Below are 24,179 nucleotides of genomic sequence, written 5' to 3'. Positions count from 1 at the left end.
GTGACCTACATCATCGCCGAGCCGTGCGTAGATGTGCTCGACAAGGCATGCATCGAGGAGTGCCCGGTCGACTGCATTTACGAGGGCAACCGGATGCTCTACATCCACCCCGACGAGTGCGTCGACTGTGGTGCCTGTGAGCCTGTCTGCCCGGTGGAGGCGATCTTCTACGAGGACGACGTCCCGGAGCAGTGGAAGGACTACACCGGGGCCAACTACGAGTTCTTCGAGGATCTCGGCTCGCCCGGTGGCGCTTCGAAGATCGGCAAGGTGGAGAAGGACGCCACCTTCGTCGCCGCGCAGCCGCCTCGCGGCGAGGGCCACTGAACCGGCCCGCCCCGGTCTCGTCGCGGCTGCCCGAGTTCACCTGGGACACCCTGGACGCCGCGGCCACGCTGGCCGCGGCGCACCCGGACGGCCTGATCAACCTCTCCATGGGTACGCCCGTCGATCCGGTGCCGCAGGTGATCCGGCAGGCCCTGGCGGACGCCTCGAACGCGCCTGGGTATCCGCTCACCGCCGGCACTGCGGCGTTGCGGGACGCGATCACGGGCTGGGTGTCTCGGGCCGCCGGCGCGAGCCCGGACGGGCTCGGGGTGCTGCCGACGATCGGCTCCAAGGAGCTGGTGGCCTGGCTGCCCACCCTGCTCGGGCTGGGGCCGGGCGACGTCGTGGTGGTCCCGTCGATCGCCTACCCGACCTACGAGGACGGCGTGCGGTTGGCCGGGGCCACCACGGTGCGCGCCGACTCGCTGACCACCGTCGGTCCGACGTCCCGGGTACGCCTGGTCTGGGTGAACTCGCCGGGCAACCCGACCGGGCGGGTGCTGCCCGCCACCCACCTGCGCAAGGTGGTGGACTGGGCGCGGGAGCGCGGCGCTGTGGTGGCCAGTGACGAGTGCTATCTGCCGTTGGGCTGGGACGCCGAGCCGGTGTCGGTGCTGTCACCCGAGGTGTGCGGCGGCTCGTACGACTCCGTGCTGGCGGTGCACTCGTTGTCCAAGCGTTCCAACCTGGCGGGCTACCGGGCCGGCTTCGTGGCCGGCGACCCGACACTCGTGGCTGAGCTGCTCAAGATCCGCAAGCACGCCGGGATGATCGTGCCGGCGCCGGTGCAGGCGGCCATGGTGGCGGCCCTGCGCGATGAGCGGCACGCCGAGGAGCAGCGGGAGCGCTACCGGGCGCGCCGGACGGCGCTGCGCGCGGCGTTCACCGGTGCCGGTTTCACTGTCGAGCACTCCGAGGCGGGGCTCTACCTGTGGTTGACCCGTGGCGAGGACTGCTGGGCCACCGTCGACTGGTTGGCCCGGCGCGGGATCCTGGTCGCGGCCGGTGTCTTCTACGGGCCCGGCGCCCGGCAGTACGTCCGGGCGGCGCTCACCGAGTCCGACGAGCGGATCGCCGCGGTCGCCGCCCGCCTGTCCTGACCATGACGAGGCCCGTCCCCGGAGGCGGGGACGGGCCTCGGTCGGATGGTCGGTTCAGTCCTCGTTGATCCGCTCGAACACCCGCAGCAGGTTGTCCCGGCTGTGCCGTTCCAGCAGCACGCTGCCGTACAGCTCCTTCAGGGCGATCACCCGACCGTCGTGCAGCGTCAGCTCGGCCTTCAGCGGGATCTGCCTGCTCACGTTCACCGACACCATCTCCTCGTAGGGCAGGAACTGGTGCCGGGTGGCCAACGTGGCCACGGGCGTCGATTCGAGCAGTCCGGTGAGCCGCTTCTCACCGTCGCCGGCCTTACCCGGACCACCGACCAGGATCAGGCCGCGGTCGAGGATCAGCAGGTCGTGCTCCACGTCGTCGACCTTCACGTTGCCGATGGCGCCGATGAGGCCGGCGTTGTCGGCGGTGGCCCGGCTCTGCACCACAGTAGCGGCGGACGGGTCGACGCCCAGCTCGGCGAGCCGGGCCAGCGCTTCGTCGAGGGTCTCCGCCGAGACGGCCAGCTTGGCGATCTCGGCGAGATCCAACGGTTCACCGCCGGTGCCGACGAACTGGGCCGGGCCGCCCCAGGACAGCTGCCAGCGGGCCCGTTGGGCCCGGACTGTCGCGTTCACCAGCAACATCTCCATCGGCCCGGCGAAGCGGGCCGCCGCCTCCCGCCGGGTGGCGTCGCTGAAGAACTGCTCGGCGAACTCGCCCAGGCGGCCCGCCCGGACCAGGTCGAGCACTGTCGACAGGCCCGGCTCGGTGGTGCCGGTGAAGCGGCCGGCCGCCCGGTAGACGCCATCCGCCTGGCGCTGCACGCCTGCGGCGATAGCCGCGTGGGTGAACTCCGGCCACGGCAGCACCTGGCGGTTGCCGAGGTCGATGACGAGGCTCTGCAACCGGCGGCCGGCCGCCAGGACGTCGGTGAGCAGTACGTGGGCCGGGCGGTCGTCGGCGTGGGCCGTACCGGCCGGCAGTTGCGCCATCGCCTCGATCCGGACGCCGATCGGCGGGTGGGTGTCCCACCGGGACGGCTCGCGGTCCGGTACGTCCTGCTGGAGCTTGTCGATCTCGTCCCGGCGGGCCTGGAGCAGCTGTCCGAAGCCGCCGAACAGGTCGTCCGGGGCGAGGCCGGCCTGCCAGCCTGACTCCACGTACCGGCCGGTGAAGAAGTTCCAGGCCGCGTCGAGCGCCGGCAGACTGCGTAGCGCGGACGTGGCCGCCTCGTGACCGGCGAGCTGGACGGAGGCGCGGTCGGCCTCCAGTTCCTGCCGCCGCGACGCGGCGTTGTCGACGATCAGGTAAAGCTTCGCGTATCCCTTGAAGACCAGCCCGATGGGGTTGCGCGGCTTGATCCGTTCGATGGTGCCCTCGATCGCCAGCCGCCCCCGGTAGGCGACGCCGCCGAGTCGGGTGTGCTTGCCGGAGTAGTGACCCAGCTCGTGCGCCAGCACCGAGCGGAGCTGGTCGACCCGCATCGCCTGGAGCAGCGGCAGACCCACGTAGAGGGTGCGCCGCCCGCCGATCAGCCCGAGCAGCCGGCTCTGCTCGCCGACCGCCGCGTTCACCTCCGGTACCAGCCGGATCTCGTCAGGTGCCCGGGTACCGACCGCGTCGGCCAGCTCCCGGACGGTGGCCCACAACTGCGGTGCCTCCCGCTCGTCGAGCACCAGGCCCGGCGCCGGTTCGTTCTTCGTCCGGATCGCCCGCCAGAGCCCGACCGCCACCGCGCCCAGCGCGATGATCAGCGGCAGCAGCAGCTTCCCGGTGACCAGCCCGTTCGTGTGGCCGTACAGCCAGACACCGAGGGCGGCTACGGCTGCCAGCTGAAGCAGCGCGACCACGTAGAACCCGATCAACATGACCACCGAGGCGAGCGCCCGGTACGTCGCGGCCATGGCCGTTCCTCCCCGTTCCGTGCCCGCGCGGTGCGGGCGGCGCAGGGGACCGTACGACGTGGAGGTTTACCGGACAACCCCCTTCCGGTCCGGTTGGGTCGGCTTTACGATCTTGCCGATCGTGATCGGGGAGGGGCCGCCGGCCAGTTCGACGTGATCGGAGACCAGGTCACCGTCTGGCACCTGGACGGCACGGATCCGGCCGCCGCGTTCAGTCGCCTCCGCGACAAGGCGTACCCCGTACGCGCCTGACCGCCGGGCGGCGCGTGCCGGCCCGGCCGGCGATATTCTCGGCCCGGACGCAGGGCGTGTTTGTGGACCGCGTGGCAGTTCGGCGCGGTCCGGCCGGCACGCCGCCGCGGGGCCGGCCGGCTCCCTGACGACACGGAACGCCGAGGTACGCGGATGGTGCTCAAGGCTGGCGCACGGCTGCGGGCGGCGGTGGTCGGCACCGGCCTGATCGGTGGTTCGGTGCTGCTGCGGCTGCACGCCGCCGGAGTCGACGTGACCGGCTGGGATCCGGACGAGCAGACCCGCCGGCAGGCCCGGCTGGCCGGCGTGCCGACGGCGGAGCGGCTGGCCGACGCGGTGGCCGGTCGGGACGTGGTGTTTCTCGCCGGTCCGCTGCCCACGCTGCCCGCGACCCTCGTCGAGGTTGCCGCAGCCACCACCGAGGACTGCCTGCTCACCGACGTGGGCAGCACCAAGGCCGAGTTGGCGGCGTTCGCCGCCGCCCAGGGGCTGACCAGCCGGTTCGTCCCCGGCCACCCGATGGCGGGTACCGACCGGGCGGGGCTCGCGGCGGCGCTGCCGGAACTGTTCACAGGTGCCGCCTGGGTGCTCTGCCCGGCACCGGACGGGCTCGTCGCGTTCCGTCGCCTCGTCACCCTGGTCACCGACGTCTTCGCGGCCCGGGTCGTGCCGATGGCGGCGGACCGGCACGACGCCGTGGTGGCGCTCGCCTCGCACCTGCCGCACCTGCTCGCCGGGGCGCTGGCCGGTGCGGCGCACCGGTCGCCGTTGCGGGACGCGGTGCTGACCCTGGCCGCCGGAAGCTTCCGGGACGGCACCCGGGTCGCCGGCACCCCGCCGCACCGCACCGGAAACATGCTGCGCGGCAACCGTGACCAGGTCCTGGCCGCGCTGGCACAGGTCACCGAGTTTCTCGACGAGCTGGCCGGGGCGCTGCGTTGCGACGACGCCGACGCGCTCACCGCCCGCTACGCCGAGGCCGGTGCCGCCCGGGCCGAGTTGGCCGGCCGCCGGTACGAGGAGCAGGTCCGGTCGTTCCCGGCGGGCGCGGAACCGGCCGAGGTGGCCTGGTTGTACGACGTCGGGGCGGCCGGGGGGCATCTCACCGGCTGCCGGGTCGTGGCCGGCACCGTCTCCTACCTCGCCGACCTCCCGTCGGCCTGAACGTCGGCACGCCCGGCGCATCGGTGGGCGTGGCGGCGGACCCGCCAGTAGGGTGAGGGCATGGTGGACGGACCGGTGGTCACCGTACGCGGCGAGGCGTACCGCGAGGTCGCGCCGGAACTCGCCAGGTTCACCGTCACCGCGCTGGCCCGCGATCGGGAGCGGGAGCCGGCGTTGACCCGGCTGGCCGAACGGGCGGCGGCGATCCGGGTCCTGCTCGACTCGTACGGCCCGACGATCGACAGACGCGAGACCGGCGAGCTGCGGGTCCGGCCCGAGACCCGGCGCTCCGGGGAGCGGGTCGTGGCCTGGCACGGTTCGGTGGTGACCACGGTGACGGTGAGCGATTTCACCGCACTCGGTGAGGTTATGCTGCGCCTGGCCGACCAGGACCAGGTCGAGGTGGCTGGCCCGTGGTGGTCGTTGCGCCCGGACAGTCCGGCCTACCGGCAGGCCCGACACACCGCGATCAACGACGCGTTGCAGCGGGCCCGCGAGTACGCCGAGGCGCTCGGCGCCCAGGTCACCGACCTGGTCGAGCTGTCCGACGAGGGCGGCACCGCGCAGCCGATGATGGCCCGGATGGCGTTCGACGCCGGTGGGGTCGAGTCGGCCGGCCCACCGGAACTGGAGTTCGACCCGCAGCCGCAGGGGGTGCACGCGGCCGTCCGGGCCCGGTTCACGATCAGCCGGCCGGTCCTGTCCTGATGACTCCCGCTCAGGTGTTGTCGCTGGAGGCGCTGCTGGAGCGGGCCCGAGGGCTGGCCGACGCCGGGCCGAGGCAGTTGCTCGGCATCACCGGCGCGCCCGGGGCCGGCAAGTCCACGCTCGCCGCGCAGGTGGTCGAGGCGGTGGGTCCGGCTGCCCGGCTGGTGCCGATGGACGGCTTCCACCTCGCGCAGGACGAGTTGCGTCGACTCGGCCGGGAGCTGCGCAAGGGCTCCCTCGACACCTTCGACGCCAACGGCTACGTCTCGCTGCTGCGTCGGCTGCGGCGTAAGGAACCCACGTCGGTCTGGGCGCCGCAGTTCCGCCGGGAGCTGGAGGAGTCGATCGCCGGTGCGATCGAGGTACCGCCGGAGGTCCGGCTGGTGGTCACCGAGGGCAACTATCTGCTGGTGCCGACCTGGCCCTGGGACGAGATACGGGCCCTGCTGCACGAGGCGTGGTTCCTGGACCTCGACGCCGACCTGCGGCGCCGTCGGCTGGTCGCCCGGCACATGGCGTACGGGCGGTCGGAGCAGGACGCCCGAGCCTGGGCGCTGGGCAGCGACGAGACGAACGCGGCGCTGGTGGCCGGCACCGCCGACCGGGCCGACCTGGTGGTACGCCTAGCCGAGCCCCCGCCGGGGTGACGGGACCGCCCGCCGCAGCAGCCACGCCACCCGGGATCTCTCCCGTTGGAACTCGGCAGCCTCCGGGTAACCGCTGTGGCTGCGGATCGGTGGGTCGGCGACCTCGCCGTCGCTGGGGTGCAGTGCCTCGGGGTCGGTCACCGCGATGTCCCGTTCCCCGGCGGTGACCGGCCAGCCGAGCGGATCGGTGTCCCGCCAGAAGTTCGTCCACCGGGTGCCACCGCCGGGGCGGGTCAGCGCCTCGGCCAGCACTGGTAGCCGGTCCGGCCCGAAGTAGGCGGGGAAGATCCGACCGTAGAGGCGGGTCAGTTGGCAGCCGTAGGAGAAGAACCAGATCCGGTGCCGCCAACGGTTCGGAATCTGAAGGATGACCGCGGTGCAGATCACCGTGCCCTGGCTGTGCCCGGAGAGGATGATGCCGTCCATCCGGCGCGGGTCGTGCTCGGCCAGCGCGATCAGGCCGGCCGTACGGGTGATCAGTTCGGGTACCGCCCGCTCGGCGTAGCTCGGCGGCGCCAGTGGGTGGGCGGCGCGTGGCCAGAAGGTGCCGATGTCCCAGACCACACCGACGGAGCGGCGGATGGTGTTCTTCCGGTAGACGAGCAGGCCGACGGCGGCCACCGCCACCGGGAGCCAGCCGAGCAGCGCGTCGCCGACGTCCGCCACCGCCGTGATCACGGGGGCCGCGCCGCCCGTCCTGGGCTGGGGCAGGGGACAGGCGAGCACGGCCGCGCAACCCAGGATGGCGAGCACGGCCATCGCACCGGCGTACCAGCCGGTCAGGCGCAGCGCGTGTTCGCCGACCAGTCGGTGCAGCGCCTGGTGGGCGCTGACGTCCCGGGCGCGACGCAGGTCGTGCGCGGACAGCCGGCCGCCCCGGGCGCTCAGGTGGGCGTACTCCCGGCGGCGCAGTTGGTGGAAGAGCACCACGGCGCGGACGGCGACCAACGCGACGATCAGCAGCGCGGCGGCGAAGGTCAGACCGGCCCAGGCCACAGGGGTCGGCAGGAACACCAGGGGCCGGCCGCCCGGCGGCTGGTCGCCGTTGAGCCGGTTGGCGACCCAGTAGAGCACCCCGGTGCTGTACGCGAGGCAGAGCAGCCAGCCGAAGCCGGCGATGACTGCCGGCGCCCGGCCGTGCCAGGCCAGGTCGGTGTGCGGTTCGAGTGGTTGTTTCAACCTTGTGGGGCGGGTCCGGGGTAGCAGCAGCCCGATCGCGGCGAGGGCGAGCAACGGCAGGGCGAACTGCCCCAGCGTCACCGGAGCCGGTGGCGCGTCCGGCAGCCAACCGTGGCACCAGGCGGCGCCGAGGGCGATCAGCAGCGCGGCGGCGGCCGGTGTCGCGCCGCCGCGCCGGCCGGAGCGGGCTGTCGCGCCTATCGCGATGAGCAGGAGCAGCTGACCGGTGCCCAGCCAGGAGATGACCCGGTCGAAGCCGGGTAGCGAGCGGTCCGTCAGGCACCCGGGCTGGGTGGGGTCGTCGGCGCAGCCGACCGGCGCGCGTAGACCGCCGAGCGTGCTGCCGGCGGCGTCCGGCAGCAGCAGTACCGCGACGGTGCCGGCCAGGCCGATTCCGGTGAGGACGATGACCGCGATGCTCCATCCGCCGAGCGGGGTGGCGCCGTCGCGCCGGGTCAGGAAGGGCCGACCGATGGCCACGAGTGTGATCACCAGGACGGCGGTGAAGGCAACCACCGAGGACCAGGTGACCGCTGCCCGTACGCCGTGCGGTGGACCGAGCACCGAGACCGTGCCGAGCGGAACCGCCGCCGCCACCACGGTGCCGGTGCACAGGTGCAGTACGGCCGCGCGGCGCAGTTGACCTTCGCCCCACCAGAACGTCGGGTCCTGGAGCGGGTTGGTCGGGGGACCGGGTGGCGGCTCGGGCACGGGCGGTGGCTTCGGCGCCGGCTGACCGACCGGCACGTCGGCGTCGACAGGCGGCGGGGTGCGGCGTACGGGCGGGTTCGTGGTCGGGTCGGCCGGCATCACCGCCTCGTACTGATAGGTCCGCCAGGTGACCAGGCCGAGTACCCCGATCATGGCCAGCGGCACGGTGAGACCGGCGGCCAGCGCCCGGCCGCCCTGCTGCCACCAGGGGCTGGCGAGGAACTCCCACGGGCCGGGGACCCGGCTCAGGCAGACCTCGTCCACACACTGCCAGCCGATGAGATCGACGCCGACACCTGTCATCGCAAGCACGGGAGTGGCGGTCAGGCTCAGGCAGAAGAGCCTGATCAACCAGGCCGTCATGCCGGAGCGGCTGGCCAGCCGTTCGGCGGCCGGGTCGGCCGGTATCCCCGGCCGGGCGTGCAGCGCCACGTTGGCCAGGGTGAACGGCAGCAGCAGCGTCCACAGGGCCCGCTCCACGTCGCGGGCGGTCCGCGCGCCGGAGGTCAACTGGCCCCAGCTGTACGCCTCGACGACGATCGGGTCGAGTGGCGTGGTGGTCGTGGAGCGGTAGAAGCCGGTGACCGGACCACCGGCGACGAGCCGTGGCTGGGGCGACTCGCCGCCGGGTTCCGCCGTCAGGCCCAGCGTCTCGGCGGGCGGCGTGTTGGACACTCCGTGTACGCGAAGTTCGAGGATCCGACCTCCCATGTGAGCCTCCCGGTGACGCACCTGTCACCTACAGTGCCCGACGTGATGCGTTGGGTGCCACTCGTCATGGAGTTGTTTGTGCAGCTAGAAGGGTGATTGTGGGTCAGTCGAGCTGGCGTACGACGCGGGCCGGATTACCGACGGCGACGACGTTTGCCGGCAGGTCGCGGGTCACCACGGCGCCCGCGCCGACGACCGTGTTGTCACCGATGGTGATTCCGGCGAGGACTATCGCTCCGCCGCCGAGCCAGACGTTGTCGCCGATGGTGATGGGCTGGGCGGCTTCCCACTTCGCCCGGCGCGGCTCCGGCTCCACCGGGTGGGTGGGGGTCAGCAGTTGCACGTTGGGGCCGACCTGCACGTCGGCGCCGATGGTGATCGGTGCGACGTCGAGGAAGACCGCGTGGTAGTTGACGAAGCTGCGGGGCCCGATCCGGATGTTGTAGCCGTAGTCGCAGTAGAACGGTGGCCGGATCCCGGTCGCGTCGCCGAGTTCGCCGAGCAGTTCGTGCAGCGCCGCCCGACGGGCCTCCTGGCCGTCCACGGACCCGCTGTTGATCCGTTCCATCAGGCGCAGGGCGCGGAGGTGGTCGGCGATCAGTTCCGGATCGTCGGCGAGGTACGGCTCGCCCGCGAGCATGCGTTCCTTCATGGACGTCATCCGTCCGATCATGCCCGGCGTCGTCGCGACGAGGACTCAACTTCGTCGAATTCTTGACTCCCATTTACATACTCGGTATGCAACTCTGATGGGAGTCGATGTGTCCTACATCGATATAGACGCCCCAGAGGAGGATTCAGTTGCGACGAAGGAGCAAACTGACCGCCACCGGACTCGTGCTGGGTCTGGTGCTCGGCGTACCGGCGGCGGCCACTGCCGCACCGGCTGCGCCGACAGCGGCCCCGCCGACCCAGACCCCGACCGACAGGCCGGACGCCGGCCGCGGTTCCACCACCGTCACCCTGGTCACCGGTGACCAGGTCACGGTCACCGCGCGCGGGGCGAGCGTACGCCCGGCCGAGGGCCGCGACGGCATCCGCTTTCTCACCCAACGGCAGCGGGATCATCTCTGGGTGGTGCCGCAGGACGCCCTGCCGCTGATCCGCGACGGACGGGTCGACCGCCGGCTCTTCGACGTGGCCGGGCTGATCGCCGCCGGCTACGACGACGCGCACCGCGACGACCTGCCGCTGCTCATGACCTACGGGTCGACCGCCCGACGGGCCGGCACACCCGACGGGGTGACCGTCACCCGTGACCTGGCGGCCATCGGTGGCGTCGCGGCCACCGCGGACAAGCAACGTGCGGGTCAGCTCTGGGCCACGGTCGCCGGTGACGGCGGCGCCCGGTTCGACGCGGCGGGGGGTGTCGAGCGGATCTGGCTCGACGGCCGGCGGCAGCTGACGTTGGAACACAGCGTGCCGCAGATCGGGGCGCCCGCTGCCCACCAGGCCGGCTTCACCGGTCAGGGGGTACGCGTGGCGGTGCTGGACACCGGTGTCGACGCCGCACATCCCGACCTCACCGGCCGGGTCGCCGAGTCGAGGAACTTCACCGAGGAGACGAACCCGGGTGACATCGTGGGGCACGGCACCCACGTCGCCTCGATCATCGCGGGCAGCGGCGCCGCCTCGGACGGCCGCAACCGGGGCGTGGCACCCGATGCGACAGTGCTCTCCGGCAAGGTCTGCGAGGGGTACGGGTGCACCGAGTCGGCCATCCTGGCAGGCATGCAGTGGGCTGCCACCGAGGTCGAGGCCGACGTGGTGAACCTCAGCCTGGGCGGGGCGGACACTCCGGAGGTCGATCCGCTTGAGGAGGCGGTGAACACGCTCACCGAGCAGACCGGTGCCCTCTTCGTGATCTCCGCCGGCAACGCCGGACGGGCCGGCACGGTCGGCTCGCCGGCCAGCGCCGACGCCGCGCTCGCCGTCGGCGCGGTCGACCGGGACGACCAGCTCGCCGACTTCTCCAGCCAGGGCCCGAGGGTCGGTGACGACGCCCTCAAGCCGGAGATCACCGCACCGGGAGTGGACATCGTGGCCGCCCGGGGTGAGGGCACGCAGCTCGGTGAACCGGTAGGCGACCAGTACGTCTCGCTCTCCGGCACCTCGATGTCCGCACCACACGTAGCGGGTGCGGCGGCGCTGCTCGCCCAGCAGCACACCGACGCGACGGCGGAGCGGCTCAAGGCCACCCTGATGGCCTCGGCCCTGCCGCATCCGGACCTGACCGCGTACCAGCAGGGTGCCGGCCGCGTCGACGTGGCGCGTGCCATCACCCAGTCGGTGGTCAGCGAGCCGGCGAGCGTCTCGTTCGGCCGGACGCTCTGGCCGCACGCGGACGACGAACCGATCCAGCGCGAGGTGACCTGGCGCAACACCGGCACCGCGCCGCTCACCCTGGACCTCAGCATCGAGGCCACCGGCCCGGACGGCGAACCCGCCCCGGCCGGAGTTTTCACGCTCGGTACGGAGCAGGTCCAGGTGCCGGCCGGTGGTACCGCGTCCGCCACGGTCACCGTCGACACCAGCGTCGACAGCCCGGACGGCCACTACACCGGCCGGGTGGTCGCCCGTGCCGGTGACCTGGTGGCGATCACGCCGGTGGCGGTACACAAGGAGGTGGAGAGCTACACGCTGACCCTGCGCCACCTGAGCCGTGAGGGTGCCGTGCCGGACGAGTACGCGACCTTCCTGCTCGGGCTGGACGACTTCACCGACATCTTCGTGTCCGACCCGGACGGCACCGCCGAGGTGCGGGTGCCCAAGGGGCGGTACGGGCTGGCCAGTTTCCTGTTCGACGAGGCCAGCGAGGAGCTGGTGCTGATGACCCAGCCGGAACTGGTGGTGGAGTCGGACGCCGAGACCGTGGTGGACGCGCGTACGGCGAAGCCGGTGCGGATGACGGTGCCGGACCGGTCGGCGACGCCGGCGCTTGTCGCTGTCGACGCGTACTTCCTGTTCGACGAGGGGTTGGCCGGGTTCGGTGCGGTCGCCGACGACTTCGGTGGGCTGTTCACCGGGCAGCTCGGCGGCCGGACTGCGGCAGACCACTTCTTCGCCGTGTTCAGCAGCCAGTTCGCCGACCTGGAGGCGGCCAGCAGCCGGTATCTCTACGCCCTCGCCGAGATGGTGCCGGGCCGGATGCCCGCCGGGTTGACCCGGCACTACCGCAGCAGTGACCTGGCCACCGTCAAGCAGACGTTCCGGGACGGCTATCCGGGCACGCTCGCCGAGCGGATGTCCTTCGCCCTGTTCGAGCCCGACCTGGGCGGCTGGGCGGTCGGGCTGCCTACCGCGGTACCGGGTCAGCGGGTCGAGTACTACAACACCGGGGCGGTGCGTTGGAGCACCGAGCTGTGGTTCGGCACGCGCAGCGATGACGTGCCCTGGCTCGAACCGGTGGCCGTGCTCTTCTCGGAGCCGACGACGTACCGGGCCGGGCGGACCTACCGGGAGGTCTGGAACGGTGCGCCACACGGACAGTCGTTCCCGGTGCCGCGCTGGCCGGACGACGGCCTGACCCGGCAGGGTGACCTGATCACGCTGTCCGTGCCGCTGTACAGCGACGCGGCCGGACACCTGGGCAGTTCGCTCACGGACGCCGGACGTACCGCCCTGTACCGCAACGGCAGACTGGTGAGTGAGTCCGAGGATCCCGGCTGGGGCCAGTTCGAGGTGCCCGCCGGTCCCGCCAGGTACCGGCTGGAGACGTCGGCGAAGCGTACGGTGAGCGACCTGAGCACGGAGGTCGCCACCGCCTGGACCTTCCGGTCCCGGCACGTGCGGGGCGACGACCCGGTCCGGCTGCCCGCCTCCGCGATCCGGTTCGCGCCACGACTGGACGAGCGGAACGCGGCCCCGGCCGGCCGGGCCTTCGTGATTCCGGTAGCGGTGCAGCGCCAACCGGGCGCACCGGCGGCGAAGACGGCGTCGTTGACCGTCGAGGTCTCCTACGACGGCGGCAAGCGCTGGCAGCGCGCCAAGCTGCGCAAGGCCGCTAACGGCTGGGAGGCCACCGTGCAGCATCCGCGCGGTGCCGGCCACGCGTCGCTGCGGGCCACCGCCCGCGACGTCGACGGCAACACCGTCACCCAGCGGATCATCCAGGCGTACCGCCTGCGGTGAGCCGTGCCGGTGGGGCGGGCGGGATCGCGCCCGCCCCACCGGGGCTCAGTCGTTGGCGTGCAGCGCGGCGTTCAGTTCGATGCCCCGGCCGGTGCGGGGGCGGGCCTCCAGCGCGCCGGAGACCGAGTTGCGCCAGAACAGCAACCCGTCGACGCCGGAGAGCTCGCGCGCCTTGACGACCCGGCCGTCCGGAAGGCTGATCTTCGAGGCGGCGGTGATGTAACAGCCCGCCTCCACGACGCAGTCGTCACCGAGCGAGATGCCGACACCGGCGTTGGCGCCGACCAGGCTGCGCTCGCCGATGCGTACCTTGTCGGTGCCGCCGCCGGAGAGGGTGCCCATGATGGAGGCGCCGCCGCCGATGTCGGAACCGTCACCCACCACCACGCCCTGCACGATGCGTCCCTCGACCATGGAGGCGCCGAGCGTGCCGGCGTTGAAGTTGACGAAGCCCTCGTGCATGACAGTGGTGCCGGAGGCGAGGTGGGCGCCCAGCCGGACCCGGTCGGCGTCGGCGATCCGCACCCCGGCGGGCACCACGTAGTCGGTCATCCGGGGGAACTTGTCCACCCCGTACACGCCGAGGTGACGGCCGGCGGCCCGCTCGATGACGCGCAGCTCGTCAACCCGCTCCGGCGGGCACGGCCCGGCCGAGGTCCAGGCCACGTTCGCCAACTTGCCGAAGATGCCGTCGAGGTTGATCTCATTGGGGCGCACCAGGCGGTGGGAGAGCAGGTGCAGCCGCAGGTACGCGTCGGCCGCGTCCTTGATCGGGTCGTCCAGCGAGCCGATCACGGTGACCACCTGGACGGTACGCAGACCCGGCAGGACCCGGTCACCGATCGCGCCGGGCGGCAGGTCGAGCACGTCGGCCTCGTCCTCGCCGGCCACCAGCGGCAGGTCACCGAGGCCCAGCTTGCCGGTCGGGTACCAGGTGTCGAGTACCTGGTCCTCGGCGGTGACGGTGGCCAGGCCGATGCCCCACGCGGATTGTGTGGACGTCACTTACTCACCCCTTGCTTCCCATCTGGGCTGGCTGCTGCTCGCGACCGCGGGGCTCGCACGCGCACTCCCGCTTCGCCGAAGGGCTCGCGTCTCGCGGTCGCCGGTTGTGACGGTACCGTGCGGACCATGGAGAACCCGCTTACCCCCGAGGTCCTCGCCGATCCGGTGGCGCTGACCCGCGCGCTTGTCGACATCGAGTCCGTGTCTCTCAACGAGAAGGCCATCGCCGACTGCGTGGAGGAGGTTCTGCGGGTGGTCCCGCACCTGACCACCTACCGGCACGGCAACACGGTGATGGCCCGTACCGACCTGGGGCGGGACTCCCGGGTGGTGCTGGCGGGCCACCTGGACACCGTGCCACTGAACAACAACTTCCCGTCGACCCTGCGCGGCGATCTGATGTACGGCTGCGGCACCTCGGACATGAAGTCAGGGGTCGCCTTCGCGTTGCACCTCGCGACGACTTTGCCAGAGCCGCGCTACGACGTGACGTACTTCTTCTACGAGGCCGAGGAGATCGAGTCGAGGTACAACGGGCTGCACCTGGTCGCGCAGGCGCATCCGGACTGGCTGGAGGCCGACTTCGCCCTGCTGCTGGAGCCGACGTACGGCATCGTCGAGGCCGGCTGCCAGGGCACCATGCGGGCTGAGGTGGTGACCACTGGCGTCCGGGCCCACTCGGCCCGGTCCTGGCACGGTGTCAACGCGGTGCACGGCGCGGGCGAGGTGCTCCGCCGCCTGTCGACCTACCAGGCCCGGCGGGTGACCATCGACGGGTGCGAGTACCGGGAGGGCATGAACGCGACAGGCATCCGCGGCGGAGTCGCCGGCAACGTGGTGCCGGACCGGTGCGAGATCGAGGTGAACTACCGCTTCGCGCCGGACCGTACGCCGGCCGAGGCCGAGGCGCACCTGCGCGAGGTATTCGCGGACTATGAGCTGACGGTGACCGACTGCGCGGCCGGTGCGCTGCCCGGCCTGGAGGCCGCCCCCGCGCGGGAGTTCGTGGCGGCGGTGGGTGCCGCTCCCATCGGCAAGCTGGGCTGGACCGACGTGGCCCGGTTCGCGGCGATGGGGATCCCGGCGCTGAACTTCGGACCGGGGGATCCGAACCTGGCCCACCACCCGGACGAGCACGTCGAGATCGGCAAGATCCGCGACGGAGCGGCGACGCTGCACCGCTGGCTCGCCCCGGCCTGACCACCGGCGGCGTGACCGAGGCGGCCGGCAGCGGTCAGACGGCGGTGAGGTGGGACTCGGTGCCCGGGTCGGCAGGTGGTTCGGGTGGGTTCTCGAGCATGCGGCTGCGGCGGCGCTCGGCCACCACGTCGCGGATGCGTCGCTGCATCTGGCGGCGAATCCGGATCCGTTCGTTGTTGTTGATCACGCTGTCTCCTCCCCCGAAGCCTGCGCGCCGGGGCATACCCGGTATGTGAATAGTAAGACGTACGGGAAAGCGATTTGGTTGCACAAGATCACAAAGTGTTTGCCGGGTTCTCCGGTCCCGCTCCACTACGGTTGCTTGCATGACCCAGAGCAACGGGCGCGAACGAGGACAGGAGCGGCATCGCGGCGCCGTCACACTCCGTCGCCAGTCGATCACCAGTAGCACCGCGGACCAACGTCTGCTGGACTCCCGCGCGCGGGCCGACTGGAAGACCAAGGACGCCTGGCGGGCACTGCGCATCCTCTCCGAGTTCGTGGAGGGCTTCGACACCCTCGCCGACCTGCCGCCTGCGGTAAGTGTCTTCGGCTCGGCGCGCAGCAAGCCGGACAGCCCCGAGTGTCAGCTCGCCGAGGCGCTGGGCGCGGCACTGGCTCGCGCCGGTTACGCGGTGATCACCGGAGGCGGCCCCGGCGTGATGGAGGCGGCCAACCGGGGCGCGAGCGAGGCCGGCGGCCACTCCGTCGGCCTCGGCATCGAACTCCCCTTCGAGCAGGGCATCAACGAGTGGGTCGACCTGGCCATCGACTTCCGCTACTTCTTCGCCCGCAAGACCATGTTCGTCAAGTACGCCCAGGCGTTCGTGGTGCTGCCCGGCGGCTTCGGCACCATGGACGAGCTCTTCGAGGCGCTCACCCTGGTGCAGACCGGGAAGGTCACCCGGTTCCCGGTGGTGCTGATGGGCGCGGACTACTGGCAGGGCCTGCTCGACTGGCTGCGGGACACGATGGCCGCGGAAGGCAAGATCGGTCCGGTCGACCTGGAGCTGATCTGCGTCACCGACGACGTCGCCGCGGCGGTTCGGCACATCGTCGAGGCCGAGGCCGCCCTCAATGTCGAGCAGGAGACCGTACGCGAGGAAGCGGTGGCCCGGGCCGCCGCGGACCAGCAGGCCGCCGCCGACGGGTCAGCCACGACCGACGACCCCTCGGGGCGCTGACCGGTGGCCGCGATCTGCGTGTTCTGTGCCTCCTCCCGCACGCTCGACAAGCGCTGGCTGGACCTGGCGGCCGACACCGGTGCGCAGCTTGCGCGACGCGGGCACACACTTGTCAGCGGCGGCGGCTGCGTCGGGATGATGGGTGCGCTCGTCAACGGCGCCCGCTCGGCGGGAGGCCGCACGATCGGCGTCATACCGCAGGCGCTCGTGGACCTGGAGGTCGCCGACCTCGACTCCGACGAACTGCTTGTCACCGACTCGATGGCCAGCCGGAAGATCTTGATGATCGAGAAGTCGGACGCCTTCCTCACCCTGCCCGGCGGGCTCGGCACGCTCGACGAACTCTTCGAGGTCTGGACCACCGCGACACTCGCCCTGCACCACAAGCCGATGGTGCTTGTCGACACCGACGGCTTCTACGACCCGCTGCTGGGCTGGCTGCGCAGCCTGACCGACCAGGCGTTCCTCAAACCCGCCGGCTTCGACCTGCTCCGGTCGGTCGACACCGTCTCCGGTGCTCTCGACCTGATCGAATCCCACCTCACCTGAACCGCCCGACCGTGGCTCGGTCCTGGTCGCCCCAGACCTCCGGCCCGCCACCTGCCCTTGCTCAGCCCACGCTGCCCTTGCTCAGCCCACGCTGCCCTTGCTCAGCCCACGGCGGCCCGGCACCGTGATCGGCTCGGGATGCGGCGTGTTGGGCTTTCCCGCCGGGCGGTGGCCCCAACTTGCCGCATGTCGAGCGTCGGGCGTCCGCTGAGGCGGGTGTGGCGCGTCGAGCGGTGTCGCAGGGCCGTGATGGGATGGCGGGATGCAGGCGTACCGGTTGGTGCGTCGGCCCGCCGGGCCGACCGAGGGGAGCGGCCCGTCCACCGGGCCGCCCTCGGACGCCGCGCATCCGGACTCCGCGCCGGACAGCGCCGCGCCGGACAGCGCCGCGCCGGACAGCGCCGCGCCGGACAGCGCCGCGCCGGACCGGGCTACGTCGGGCCGGGCCGACCAGGACCGTGCCGCGTCGAGTCACGTCGCGCCGGATCACGCCGTGCCCGGCCAGGAACGGCCAGGCAGCGCCGCACCGAGTGCGGAACGGCCACGTCAGGCCGCGCCAAGTCACGCCGGGCCGGGCGGGGAACGGCCTGGGCACGCTGCGCCGGGCCTTGTCGAACCGGCGGGTGCTGCACCTGGCTCGGCCGCTGCGCCTGTCGATCCGCGACAGGCGGAGATCGTCGCGCACACCGGCGGTCCGATGCTCGTCCTGGGTGGACCGGGCACCGGGAAGACCCGGACTCTCGTCGAGGCGGTCACCGCCCGGATCGCCGAGGGGGTCGACCCGGAGCGGATCCTGGTGCTCACCTTCAGCCGCCGTGGTGCCGCGGACCTGCGGCACCGGATCGAGGCGCGGGTCGCCGCGACCGGCCAGCGGGTGCTGCGCGAGCCGCTGGTGCGCACCTTTCCCGCGTACGCCTTCGGCCTGCTACGGCGGGCCGCCGCCGAACGCGGTGAGCCGTCACCCCGGCTGCTGACCGGCCCGGAGCAGGATCTGATCATCCGCGAGCTGCTGGACGTCGTCGGTGCGGAGCCGGACGTGGAGCCTGACGACGATCGGGTCGGTTGGCCCACCGACCTGCGGCCGGCCCTGCGGACCCGGGCGTTCGCCGCGCAACTGCGCGACCTGCTGATGCGTGCCGCCGAGCGTGGGGTGGGGCCGGTCGAGCTGGCCCGGCTCGGTGACCGGCTCGGTCGTGCCGACTGGCCGGCCGCCGCCCGGTTCCTGCGGCAGTACGTCGCCGTGCTGGCCCTGCGGGACGTGGCCAACCGCGGCTCGGTCGCCTACGACCCGGCGGAGTTGGTCCGGGCGGCCACCGGGATGCTGCGCGACGATCCGGAGCTGCTCGCCGCCGAGCGGCGTCGGCTGGCCCACGTCTACGTCGACGAGCTGGCCGACACCGACCCCGCGCAGTTGGAGCTGCTGGACACGGTGGCCGGCGGTGGGCTGCCCCTTGTCGCGTTCGCCGATCCCGACTCCTCCACGTACGCCTTCCGGGGTGCCGACCCGAGCGGTGTCACGGCCTTCCCGCACCGGTTCCGCACCGCCTCCGGCGCCCCTGCCGCTCAGGTGCTGCTGACCACCAGCTACCGGGCGGGCGAGCGGTTGCTGGCCGCCACCACCCGGCTGGCCCGGCGGCTGCGTGGGCCGGCCGCGCACCGGCGGCTGCGAGCCCTGCCGGGCACTGCGCCGGGCGCGGTGGAGGTACGCACGTTCTCCTCGACCACAAGTGAGGCGGCCTGGCTGGCGCACGCGTTGCGGGCCGCGCACCTGCTCGACGGCGTGCCGTGGGCGCGGATGGCGGTGCTGGTCCGCTCCACCGCCCGGCAGCTGCCCGGGTTGCGGCGGGCGCTGCACGCCGCCGGGGTACCGACTGTGGTGCACGGCGAGGATCTACCACTGCATCTGCAACCGGCGGTCGCGCCGCTGCTGCTCCTGCTGCGTTGCGCGCTGGAGCCGGAGCGGCTCGACGAGGAGGCCGCTGTCGCGTTGCTGCACTCACCGCTCGGCGGTGCCGACCCGTTGGCGGAGCGGCGGCTGCGGCAGGGTCTACGGGCCCTCGCCCTGGCCCGAGGCGACCGGCGACCCTCCGGCGAGCTGATCGTCGAGGCGTTACGCGACCCGGCGGAGCTGGCCGGGATCGAGCGGCGTTGGGCCGAGCCGGCCCAGACGGTGGCCGGGCTGCTCGCCGTCGCCCGGGAGGCGGCCGGTCGGCCGAACGCCACAGCCGAGGAGGTCCTCTGGGCCGTCTGGCGGGCCAGCGGCCTGGGCGAGCTGTGGTCGGCCGCGCTGACCCGGGGTCCCGCCGTGGCCGGCGAGGGCGACCTCGCCCGGCGTCGCCGGGCCGAGGCCGCCGACCGTGACCTGGACGCCGTGCTTGTCCTCTTCGACGCTGCCGCCCGGTTCACCGACCGGCTGCCCGGCGCGCGTACCGAGGTGTTCCTCGACCACGTGCTCGGTCAGGAACTGCCGGCTGACACGCTCGCGCCGACCGCCGACCGGGGCGACGCCGTGCGGCTGCTCACCGCGCACGCCGCTAAGGGACTGGAGTGGGACCTGGTCGCGGTGGCCGGGGTGCAGGAGGGCGTCTGGCCGGACCTACGGTTGCGCGGCAGCCTGCTCGGCTCGGAGCGCCTGGTCGACGTGCTGGCTGGCCGAGGGGACGGCGCGGCCGCCGTGGCCACAGTGGTCGGGCAGACCTCGGCGCTGCTCGACGAGGAGCGGCGGCTGTTCCACGTCGCGGTGACCCGCGCCCGGCGGCGGCTGCTGGTCAGCGCGGTCGCCTCCGCATCGGTAGGCGGCGACGACCACGAGGAGCAACCCAGCCGCTTCCTCTACGAACTGGGCCCCACCGACGACCCGGGCGACTCCGGTCAGCCGCCACGGTCCCGGCCGCCGGACGAGCCGCTGCCCACCGGGACGCCGGCTGACCTCCCGGTCGATGACGGCCCGGCGGACACCACCGAGGCTGAACCGGCCGGGCCGGGCCGACTGCCGTTGAGCCGGCCGCCCCGGGCGCTCACGCTGCCCGCGCTGGTGGCGGAGTTGCGTACCGCGGTGGCCGATCCGGCGGCGCCTGTCGCCCGGCGGCGCGCGGCGGCGGCCGAGCTGGCCCGGCTGGCCGCCGCCGGGGTGTCCGGCGCGCACCCCGACGACTGGTGGGGGCTGCGTCCCCTGTCGGACGACCGGCCCCTGGTCGACGACGGCGAGCCGGTCCGGGTGACCCCGTCGGGGATGGAGAGCGCGCTGCGGTGCAGCCTGCGCTGGCTGCTGGAACGGCACGGCGGCAACGCGCCGGCAAGCACCGCGCAGGGCGTCGGCAACCTGGTGCACGCGGCGGCGATGCTCGCCGAGGACGCCCGCGCCGACCGGGAGACGCTGCTGGAGTACGTGGCCGCCCGCTTCGACGCGATCGAGCTGGCCGCGCGGTGGATGGTCGGCCCGGAGCAGGCCCGCGCCGAGGCGATGGTGGACAAGCTGCTCCGCTGGCTCGCCGCGAATCCGCGCCGGTTGCTCGCCATCGAACACGAGTTCGCGGTACGCCTCGACGACCCGCACCGGCCGGTCGAGCTGACCGGCCGGGTGGACCGGCTGGAGATCGACGCGGACGGCCGGCTGGTGGTTGTCGACCTCAAGACCGGCAAGTCCACGGCTGTCACCGAGGGCGAGGTGGCCGAGCATCCGCAGTTGGGCGCGTACCAGGCGGCGGTGGCGGCGGGTGCGTTCGCCGAGTTCGGCGACGAGTCCGGCGGGGCGGCGTTGGTGCAGCTCGGCACTGGTGCGAAGGATGCCCGTGAGCAGGCCCAGCCACCGGCCACCGACGGCCCGGAGGCCGGGTGGGCGACCGCGCTGGTCCGGCGTACCGCCGACACGATGGCCGCCTCGACCTTCGCGGCGGTCGCCAACTCGAAATGTCGGGTCTGCCCGGTGCGCAGCAGTTGCCCGGTGTCCGGTCAGGGCCGGCAGGTGGTCGAACCATGACCCAGCCCACCCTGTTCGAGTCGGTCCCACCGGCGCCCCGGGCCGCCGACGCCGGTCCCCGGTACACGCCTGTGGAACTGGCGAAGCTGCTCCGCCTGCCGGCCCCGACCCGGGAACAGGCGGCGATCATCGCCGCGCCGGTGGAGCCGCTGCTGGTGGTCGCCGGTGCGGGCTCGGGCAAGACCGAGACGATGGCCGCCCGGGTGGTGTGGTTGGTGGCCAACTCGTACGTCCGGCCGGAGCAGGTGCTCGGCCTCACCTTCACCCGCAAGGCGGCCGGCGAGCTGGCGCACCGGGTACGCGTCCGGCTCGATCAACTGGTCCGCCGGTTGGGCCGCCGTGACCGGAACCCGCTCGACGACCCGCTCGCCGGTGAGCCGACGGTGGCCACCTACCACTCGTACGCGGGGCGGATCGTCACCGAGCACGGCCTGCGCGCCGGCTACGAGCCGTCCACCCGGCTGCTGACCGAGGCGTCCCGCTGGCAGTTGGTCGACCTGATCGTGCGCAACTACGACGGGGACATGTCCGAGGTGGACCGGATGCCCAGCACCGTCACCGACGCGGTGCTGGCGCTCGCCGGCGAGTTGGACGAGCACCTGGTCGACCCGGACGATCTGGCCGCCTGGACCGGCCGGTTCTTCGCCGACGTGCAGTCGCGCCCGGGGCGGATCTACGCCGGGGTACGCAAGGCCCTCGCCCTCCAGCAGACCCGGCTGAAGCTGCTGCCGCTGGTGCGTGGGTACGCCCGCCGTAAGGACGATTTCGAGGCGATGGACTTCGCCGACCAGCTCGCCCGGGCGGCCCGGGTGGCCCGGGACCATCCCGGCGTGGGTGAGATCGAACGCGGTCGCTACCGGGTGGTGCTGCTCGACGAGTACCAGGACACCAGCCACGCCCAGGTGGTGCTGCTCGGCGCGCTGTTCGGCGGCGGGCACCCGGTGACCGCGGTGGGTGATCCCTGCCAGTCCATCTACGGCTGGCGGGGCGCCAGCGCCGGCACGCTCGACCGCTTCCCGACCGAGTTCGCCCGGGCCGACGGCAGCCCCGCCCGGGTGCTCGGGCTGACCACCAGCTGGCGTAACCGGCCGGAGATCCTCGGGGTGGCGAACGCGCTGGCCACGCCGTTGCGGGCGGCCGGTGCCCGGGTGCCCGAGCTGCACGCCGCGCTCGGCGTCGACGCGCCGATCCCACATCGCAGCCCGCGCGGGGCCGCCGCCGGCACTGTGCACTGCGCGTTGCTGCCGACCTACGCCGACGAGGCCGACTGGATCGCCGACAGCATGCTGGCCGCCTGGCGGGGTGCGGCCGGCACGCCGGGCGCGCTGCCCGAGCAGATTCCGGTCACCCGCCGCCCGACCACTGCGGTGCTTGTCCGACTGCGGAGCCAGATCCCGGCGATCGCCGCCGCGCTGCGTGCGCGCGGTCTGCCGGTCGAGGTGGTCGGGCTCGGTGGTCTGCTGGACACCCCGGAGGTGCGTGACGTGGTCTGCACCCTGCGGGTGCTTGCCGATCCGACCGACGGTGCCGCGCTGCTGCGGCTGCTGACCGGTGCCCGGTGGCGGATCGGGCCGCGGGACCTGGTGGCGCTGCACCGCCGGGCGAGGAGCATCGCGGCGGCCCGCCGCCGGCTCGCCGACGACGGCGCCCCGGAGATCACCCCCGATCGCCTTGACGAGGCGACCCTGGTGGAGGCGCTCGCCGACCTGGGGCCCGCGCAGGCGTACTCGGCCGAGGGGTACGCGCGGCTGCGCGGGTACGCCCGGGAACTGGGTCTGCTCCGCTACCGGCTGGACCAGTCGTTGCCGGAGCTGATCGCGGACGTGGAGCGGACCACCGGGCTCGACGTGGAGGTGGCGGTACGGGCCGGTCGCGACGGTGCCGGTGACGCCGGCCTGGCCCGAGGCCACCTCGACGCGTTGGGTGACGTGGCCGCCCGGTTCAGCGGGGAGTCACCGGCCGCCACGCTCGCCGGCTTCCTGGCCTATCTCGCCGCCGCCGAGGACGAGGAGCGCGGGCTCGCGCCGGGCGAGGTAGAGGTGGTCGAGGGGGCGGTGCAGATCCTCACCGCACACGCCGCCAAGGGACTGGAGTGGGACGTGGTGGCGGTGGCCGGGCTGTGTCGGGGTGTGTGGCCGGGCCCGGTCCGCAACTCGGACCACTGGCTCGGCGGCCTGGGCGTGCTGCCGTTCCCGCTGCGGGGAGACGCCGACGGGCTGCCGGAGCTGGCCCTGGCCGAGGCGGACGACCAGCGTGCTGTGGCCCGGGCGGTGGAGGACTTCACCGACGCCTGGCGGGCCCACGACGAGCGGGAGGAACGGCGGCTGGCGTACGTGGCGGTGACCCGGCCTCGTCGTCTGCTGCTCTGTTCCGGTCACTGGTGGGGTGAGGGCACCAAACGGCCGCGGGGGCCGTCGGTGCTGCTCCGCGAGGTGTACGACGCCTGCCTCGACGCCGACGCCGGCCACCTGGTCGACGAGTGGACTCCGGAGCCGGCGCCGGACGCGGTGAACCCGACCACCGAGGTGGTGCTGCGGGCCGAGTGGCCGGCGGATCCGCTCGGCCCCCGCCGTCCGATGTTGGCCGAGGCGGCGGCGCTGGTTCGCCGTTTCCTGACCGACGGTGACGGCGACGGTGGACGACCGGAGGACACGGCCGACGCGGATCCGGAGGTGGCCCGGTGGCGGCGGGAGGCCGATCTGCTGCTGGCCGAGCGGGCGGAGTTGAGCCGGCTCTCCGGTCCGGTCGAGGTGTCGCTGCCGGAACACCTGTCGGTGACGCAACTCGTCGCGTTGCGTCGGGATCCGGCCGGGCTGGCCCGGGCGCTGCGTCGCCCGATGCCGACGGAGCCGAACCCGTACGCCCGCCGGGGCACCGCCTTCCACACCTGGCTGGAGCAGCGGTTCGGCGCGGACCGGTTGCTCGACACTGACGAGCTGCCGGGGGCGGCGGACGCCGACGCGGCGCCGGACGAGGAACTGGCCGAGCTTCAGCGGCGCTTCCTGGCCAGCGAATGGGCGGACCGCACCCCGATCGAGGTGGAGGTGCCGTTCGCGACGGTGATCGGCGGCGTGGTGGTACGCGGCCGGATGGACGCCGTGTTCCACCGTCCCGGCGACCGCTTCGACGTGGTCGACTGGAAGACCGGCGCCCGGCCGGAGGGCACCGCCGCCGAGGTGGCGGCGGTGCAGTTGGCGGTCTACCGGCTGGCCTGGGCGGAACTGGCCGGCGTGCCGGTCGACCGGGTCGGCGCGGCGTTCCACTACGTGCGGGACGGGGTCACCGTCCGCCCGGCCGACCTGCTCGACGCCGGCGGGCTGACCGCGTTGATCAGATCGGTTCCCGAGTCGACGTGAGGTACTGGCGTCGCGCCGGATCCGTGGTAGGGTTCCCCCGTTGCAGTTTCGGTTACCAGCTCTGTTTGCGCCTGGCG

16 protein-coding genes are annotated in these 24,179 nt (G+C 73.0%); 11 read left to right on the top strand and 5 right to left on the bottom strand.

The features are described from left to right. A complete protein-coding gene (gene fdxA, locus Van01_RS18155) occupies positions 1 to 327 on the top strand; it encodes a ferredoxin (RefSeq protein WP_007464872.1) in 327 nt (108 codons plus the stop codon). Continuing rightward, positions 324 to 1,427 (top strand): succinyldiaminopimelate transaminase, encoded by a 1,104-nt coding sequence (dapC, locus tag Van01_RS18150; RefSeq protein ID WP_275410361.1) that lies wholly within the window; start codon positions 324 to 326, stop codon positions 1,425 to 1,427. The genes fdxA and dapC overlap by 4 nt, the downstream gene beginning before the upstream one ends. A gap of 54 nt (positions 1,428 to 1,481) precedes the next feature. Here dapC and Van01_RS18145 read toward each other — a convergent pair whose 3' ends face one another. Then, on the bottom strand, positions 1,482 to 3,326 hold the full coding sequence (locus Van01_RS18145; RefSeq protein WP_204008610.1) for a M48 family metallopeptidase: 1,845 nt from the start codon (positions 3,324 to 3,326) through the stop codon (positions 1,482 to 1,484). Positions 3,327 to 3,731: 405 nt separating this feature from the next. Between Van01_RS18145 and Van01_RS18140 the strand changes: the two genes are divergently transcribed. The 3 genes from Van01_RS18140 to Van01_RS18130 are packed head-to-tail and all read left to right on the top strand — an operon-like array spanning position 3,732 to position 6,097. After that, the gene (locus Van01_RS18140; protein ID WP_204008608.1) at positions 3,732 to 4,742 is read left to right on the top strand and encodes a prephenate dehydrogenase; all 1,011 of its coding nucleotides are present in this window, start codon (positions 3,732 to 3,734) and stop codon (positions 4,740 to 4,742) included. A gap of 60 nt (positions 4,743 to 4,802) precedes the next feature. After that, positions 4,803 to 5,450 (top strand): SIMPL domain-containing protein, encoded by a 648-nt coding sequence (locus Van01_RS18135; protein WP_204008606.1) that lies wholly within the window; start codon positions 4,803 to 4,805, stop codon positions 5,448 to 5,450. Beyond that, positions 5,450 to 6,097, top strand: coding sequence for a nucleoside/nucleotide kinase family protein (locus Van01_RS18130; protein WP_204008604.1), 648 nt, complete (start codon positions 5,450 to 5,452; stop codon positions 6,095 to 6,097). The genes Van01_RS18135 and Van01_RS18130 overlap by 1 nt, the downstream gene beginning before the upstream one ends. Here the strand turns inward: Van01_RS18130 and Van01_RS18125 are convergent. After that, positions 6,074 to 8,698, bottom strand: coding sequence for a hypothetical protein (locus Van01_RS18125; RefSeq protein ID WP_204008602.1), 2,625 nt, complete (start codon positions 8,696 to 8,698; stop codon positions 6,074 to 6,076). The two genes, Van01_RS18130 and Van01_RS18125, sit on opposite strands and share 24 nt — an antisense overlap. 103 nt (positions 8,699 to 8,801) lie before the next feature. Then, entirely contained in the window at positions 8,802 to 9,359 is a 558-nt protein-coding gene (locus tag Van01_RS18120) for a sugar O-acetyltransferase (RefSeq protein WP_204008600.1), read from the bottom strand. A gap of 140 nt (positions 9,360 to 9,499) precedes the next feature. Here Van01_RS18120 and Van01_RS18115 point away from each other — a divergent pair, with 140 nt between their 5' ends. Further along, entirely contained in the window at positions 9,500 to 12,829 is a 3,330-nt protein-coding gene (locus tag Van01_RS18115) for a S8 family serine peptidase (RefSeq protein ID WP_204008598.1), read from the top strand. A gap of 45 nt (positions 12,830 to 12,874) precedes the next feature. Here Van01_RS18115 and dapD read toward each other — a convergent pair whose 3' ends face one another. Further along, a complete protein-coding gene (gene dapD / locus Van01_RS18110; RefSeq protein WP_204008596.1) occupies positions 12,875 to 13,834 on the bottom strand; it encodes a 2,3,4,5-tetrahydropyridine-2,6-dicarboxylate N-succinyltransferase in 960 nt (319 codons plus the stop codon). A gap of 126 nt (positions 13,835 to 13,960) precedes the next feature. Here dapD and dapE point away from each other — a divergent pair, with 126 nt between their 5' ends. Beyond that, positions 13,961 to 15,034 carry a succinyl-diaminopimelate desuccinylase gene (gene dapE, locus Van01_RS18105; protein WP_204008594.1) on the top strand — a complete coding sequence of 358 codons (1,074 nt, stop codon included), beginning with the start codon at positions 13,961 to 13,963 and terminating at the stop codon, positions 15,032 to 15,034. Positions 15,035 to 15,068: 34 nt separating this feature from the next. Here the strand turns inward: dapE and Van01_RS18100 are convergent, their stop codons facing one another. Then, positions 15,069 to 15,221: a hypothetical protein gene (locus Van01_RS18100; RefSeq protein WP_204008592.1), complete on the bottom strand. Its 153-nt coding sequence runs from the start codon at positions 15,219 to 15,221 to the stop codon at positions 15,069 to 15,071. Between the two features lie 139 nt (positions 15,222 to 15,360). On the opposite strand from Van01_RS18100, the gene Van01_RS18095 reads away from it, so the two are divergent. The 4 genes from Van01_RS18095 to Van01_RS18080 all read left to right on the top strand — a co-directional run bounded on the left by Van01_RS18095 (position 15,361) and on the right by Van01_RS18080 (position 24,102). Further along, positions 15,361 to 16,218 (top strand): LOG family protein, encoded by an 858-nt coding sequence (locus Van01_RS18095; RefSeq protein ID WP_204008590.1) that lies wholly within the window; start codon positions 15,361 to 15,363, stop codon positions 16,216 to 16,218. Between the two features lie 3 nt (positions 16,219 to 16,221). Continuing rightward, on the top strand, positions 16,222 to 16,767 hold the full coding sequence (locus tag Van01_RS18090; protein ID WP_204008588.1) for an LOG family protein: 546 nt from the start codon (positions 16,222 to 16,224) through the stop codon (positions 16,765 to 16,767). 262 nt (positions 16,768 to 17,029) lie between these two features. Further along, positions 17,030 to 20,746, top strand: coding sequence for an ATP-dependent helicase (locus Van01_RS18085; protein WP_239099143.1), 3,717 nt, complete (start codon positions 17,030 to 17,032; stop codon positions 20,744 to 20,746). Beyond that, the gene (locus Van01_RS18080; RefSeq protein ID WP_204008586.1) at positions 20,743 to 24,102 is read left to right on the top strand and encodes an ATP-dependent helicase; all 3,360 of its coding nucleotides are present in this window, start codon (positions 20,743 to 20,745) and stop codon (positions 24,100 to 24,102) included. Before Van01_RS18085 ends, Van01_RS18080 begins: the two co-directional genes overlap by 4 nt. The last annotated feature ends 77 nt before the right edge of the window (positions 24,103 to 24,179 follow it).

The organism is Micromonospora andamanensis, assembly GCF_016863495.1.
In the GTDB taxonomy this organism is placed as follows: Bacteria; Actinomycetota; Actinomycetes; order Mycobacteriales; family Micromonosporaceae; genus Micromonospora; species Micromonospora andamanensis.
The sequence above is the reverse complement of the archived record's forward strand: the minus strand, read 5'-3'. Positions and strand labels throughout refer to the sequence as shown.

Bases quoted from the DNA above. Each gene is read 5' to 3' on its own strand.
- Van01_RS18145 (WP_204008610.1), bottom strand. From the start codon at position 3,326: ATGGCCGCGACGTACCGGGCGCTCGCCTCGGTGGTCATGTTGATCGGG.
- Van01_RS18140 (WP_204008608.1), top strand. From the start codon at position 3,732: ATGGTGCTCAAGGCTGGCGCACGGCTGCGGGCGGCGGTGGTCGGCACC.
- Van01_RS18135 (WP_204008606.1), top strand. From the start codon at position 4,803: ATGGTGGACGGACCGGTGGTCACCGTACGCGGCGAGGCGTACCGCGAG.
- Van01_RS18130 (WP_204008604.1), top strand. From the start codon at position 5,450: ATGACTCCCGCTCAGGTGTTGTCGCTGGAGGCGCTGCTGGAGCGGGCC.
- Van01_RS18125 (WP_204008602.1), bottom strand. From the start codon at position 8,698: ATGGGAGGTCGGATCCTCGAACTTCGCGTACACGGAGTGTCCAACACG.
- Van01_RS18120 (WP_204008600.1), bottom strand. From the start codon at position 9,359: ATGACGTCCATGAAGGAACGCATGCTCGCGGGCGAGCCGTACCTCGCC.
- dapE (WP_204008594.1), top strand. From the start codon at position 13,961: ATGGAGAACCCGCTTACCCCCGAGGTCCTCGCCGATCCGGTGGCGCTG.
- Van01_RS18095 (WP_204008590.1), top strand. From the start codon at position 15,361: ATGACCCAGAGCAACGGGCGCGAACGAGGACAGGAGCGGCATCGCGGC.
- Van01_RS18085 (WP_239099143.1), top strand. From the start codon at position 17,030: ATGCAGGCGTACCGGTTGGTGCGTCGGCCCGCCGGGCCGACCGAGGGG.
- Van01_RS18080 (WP_204008586.1), top strand. From the start codon at position 20,743: ATGACCCAGCCCACCCTGTTCGAGTCGGTCCCACCGGCGCCCCGGGCC.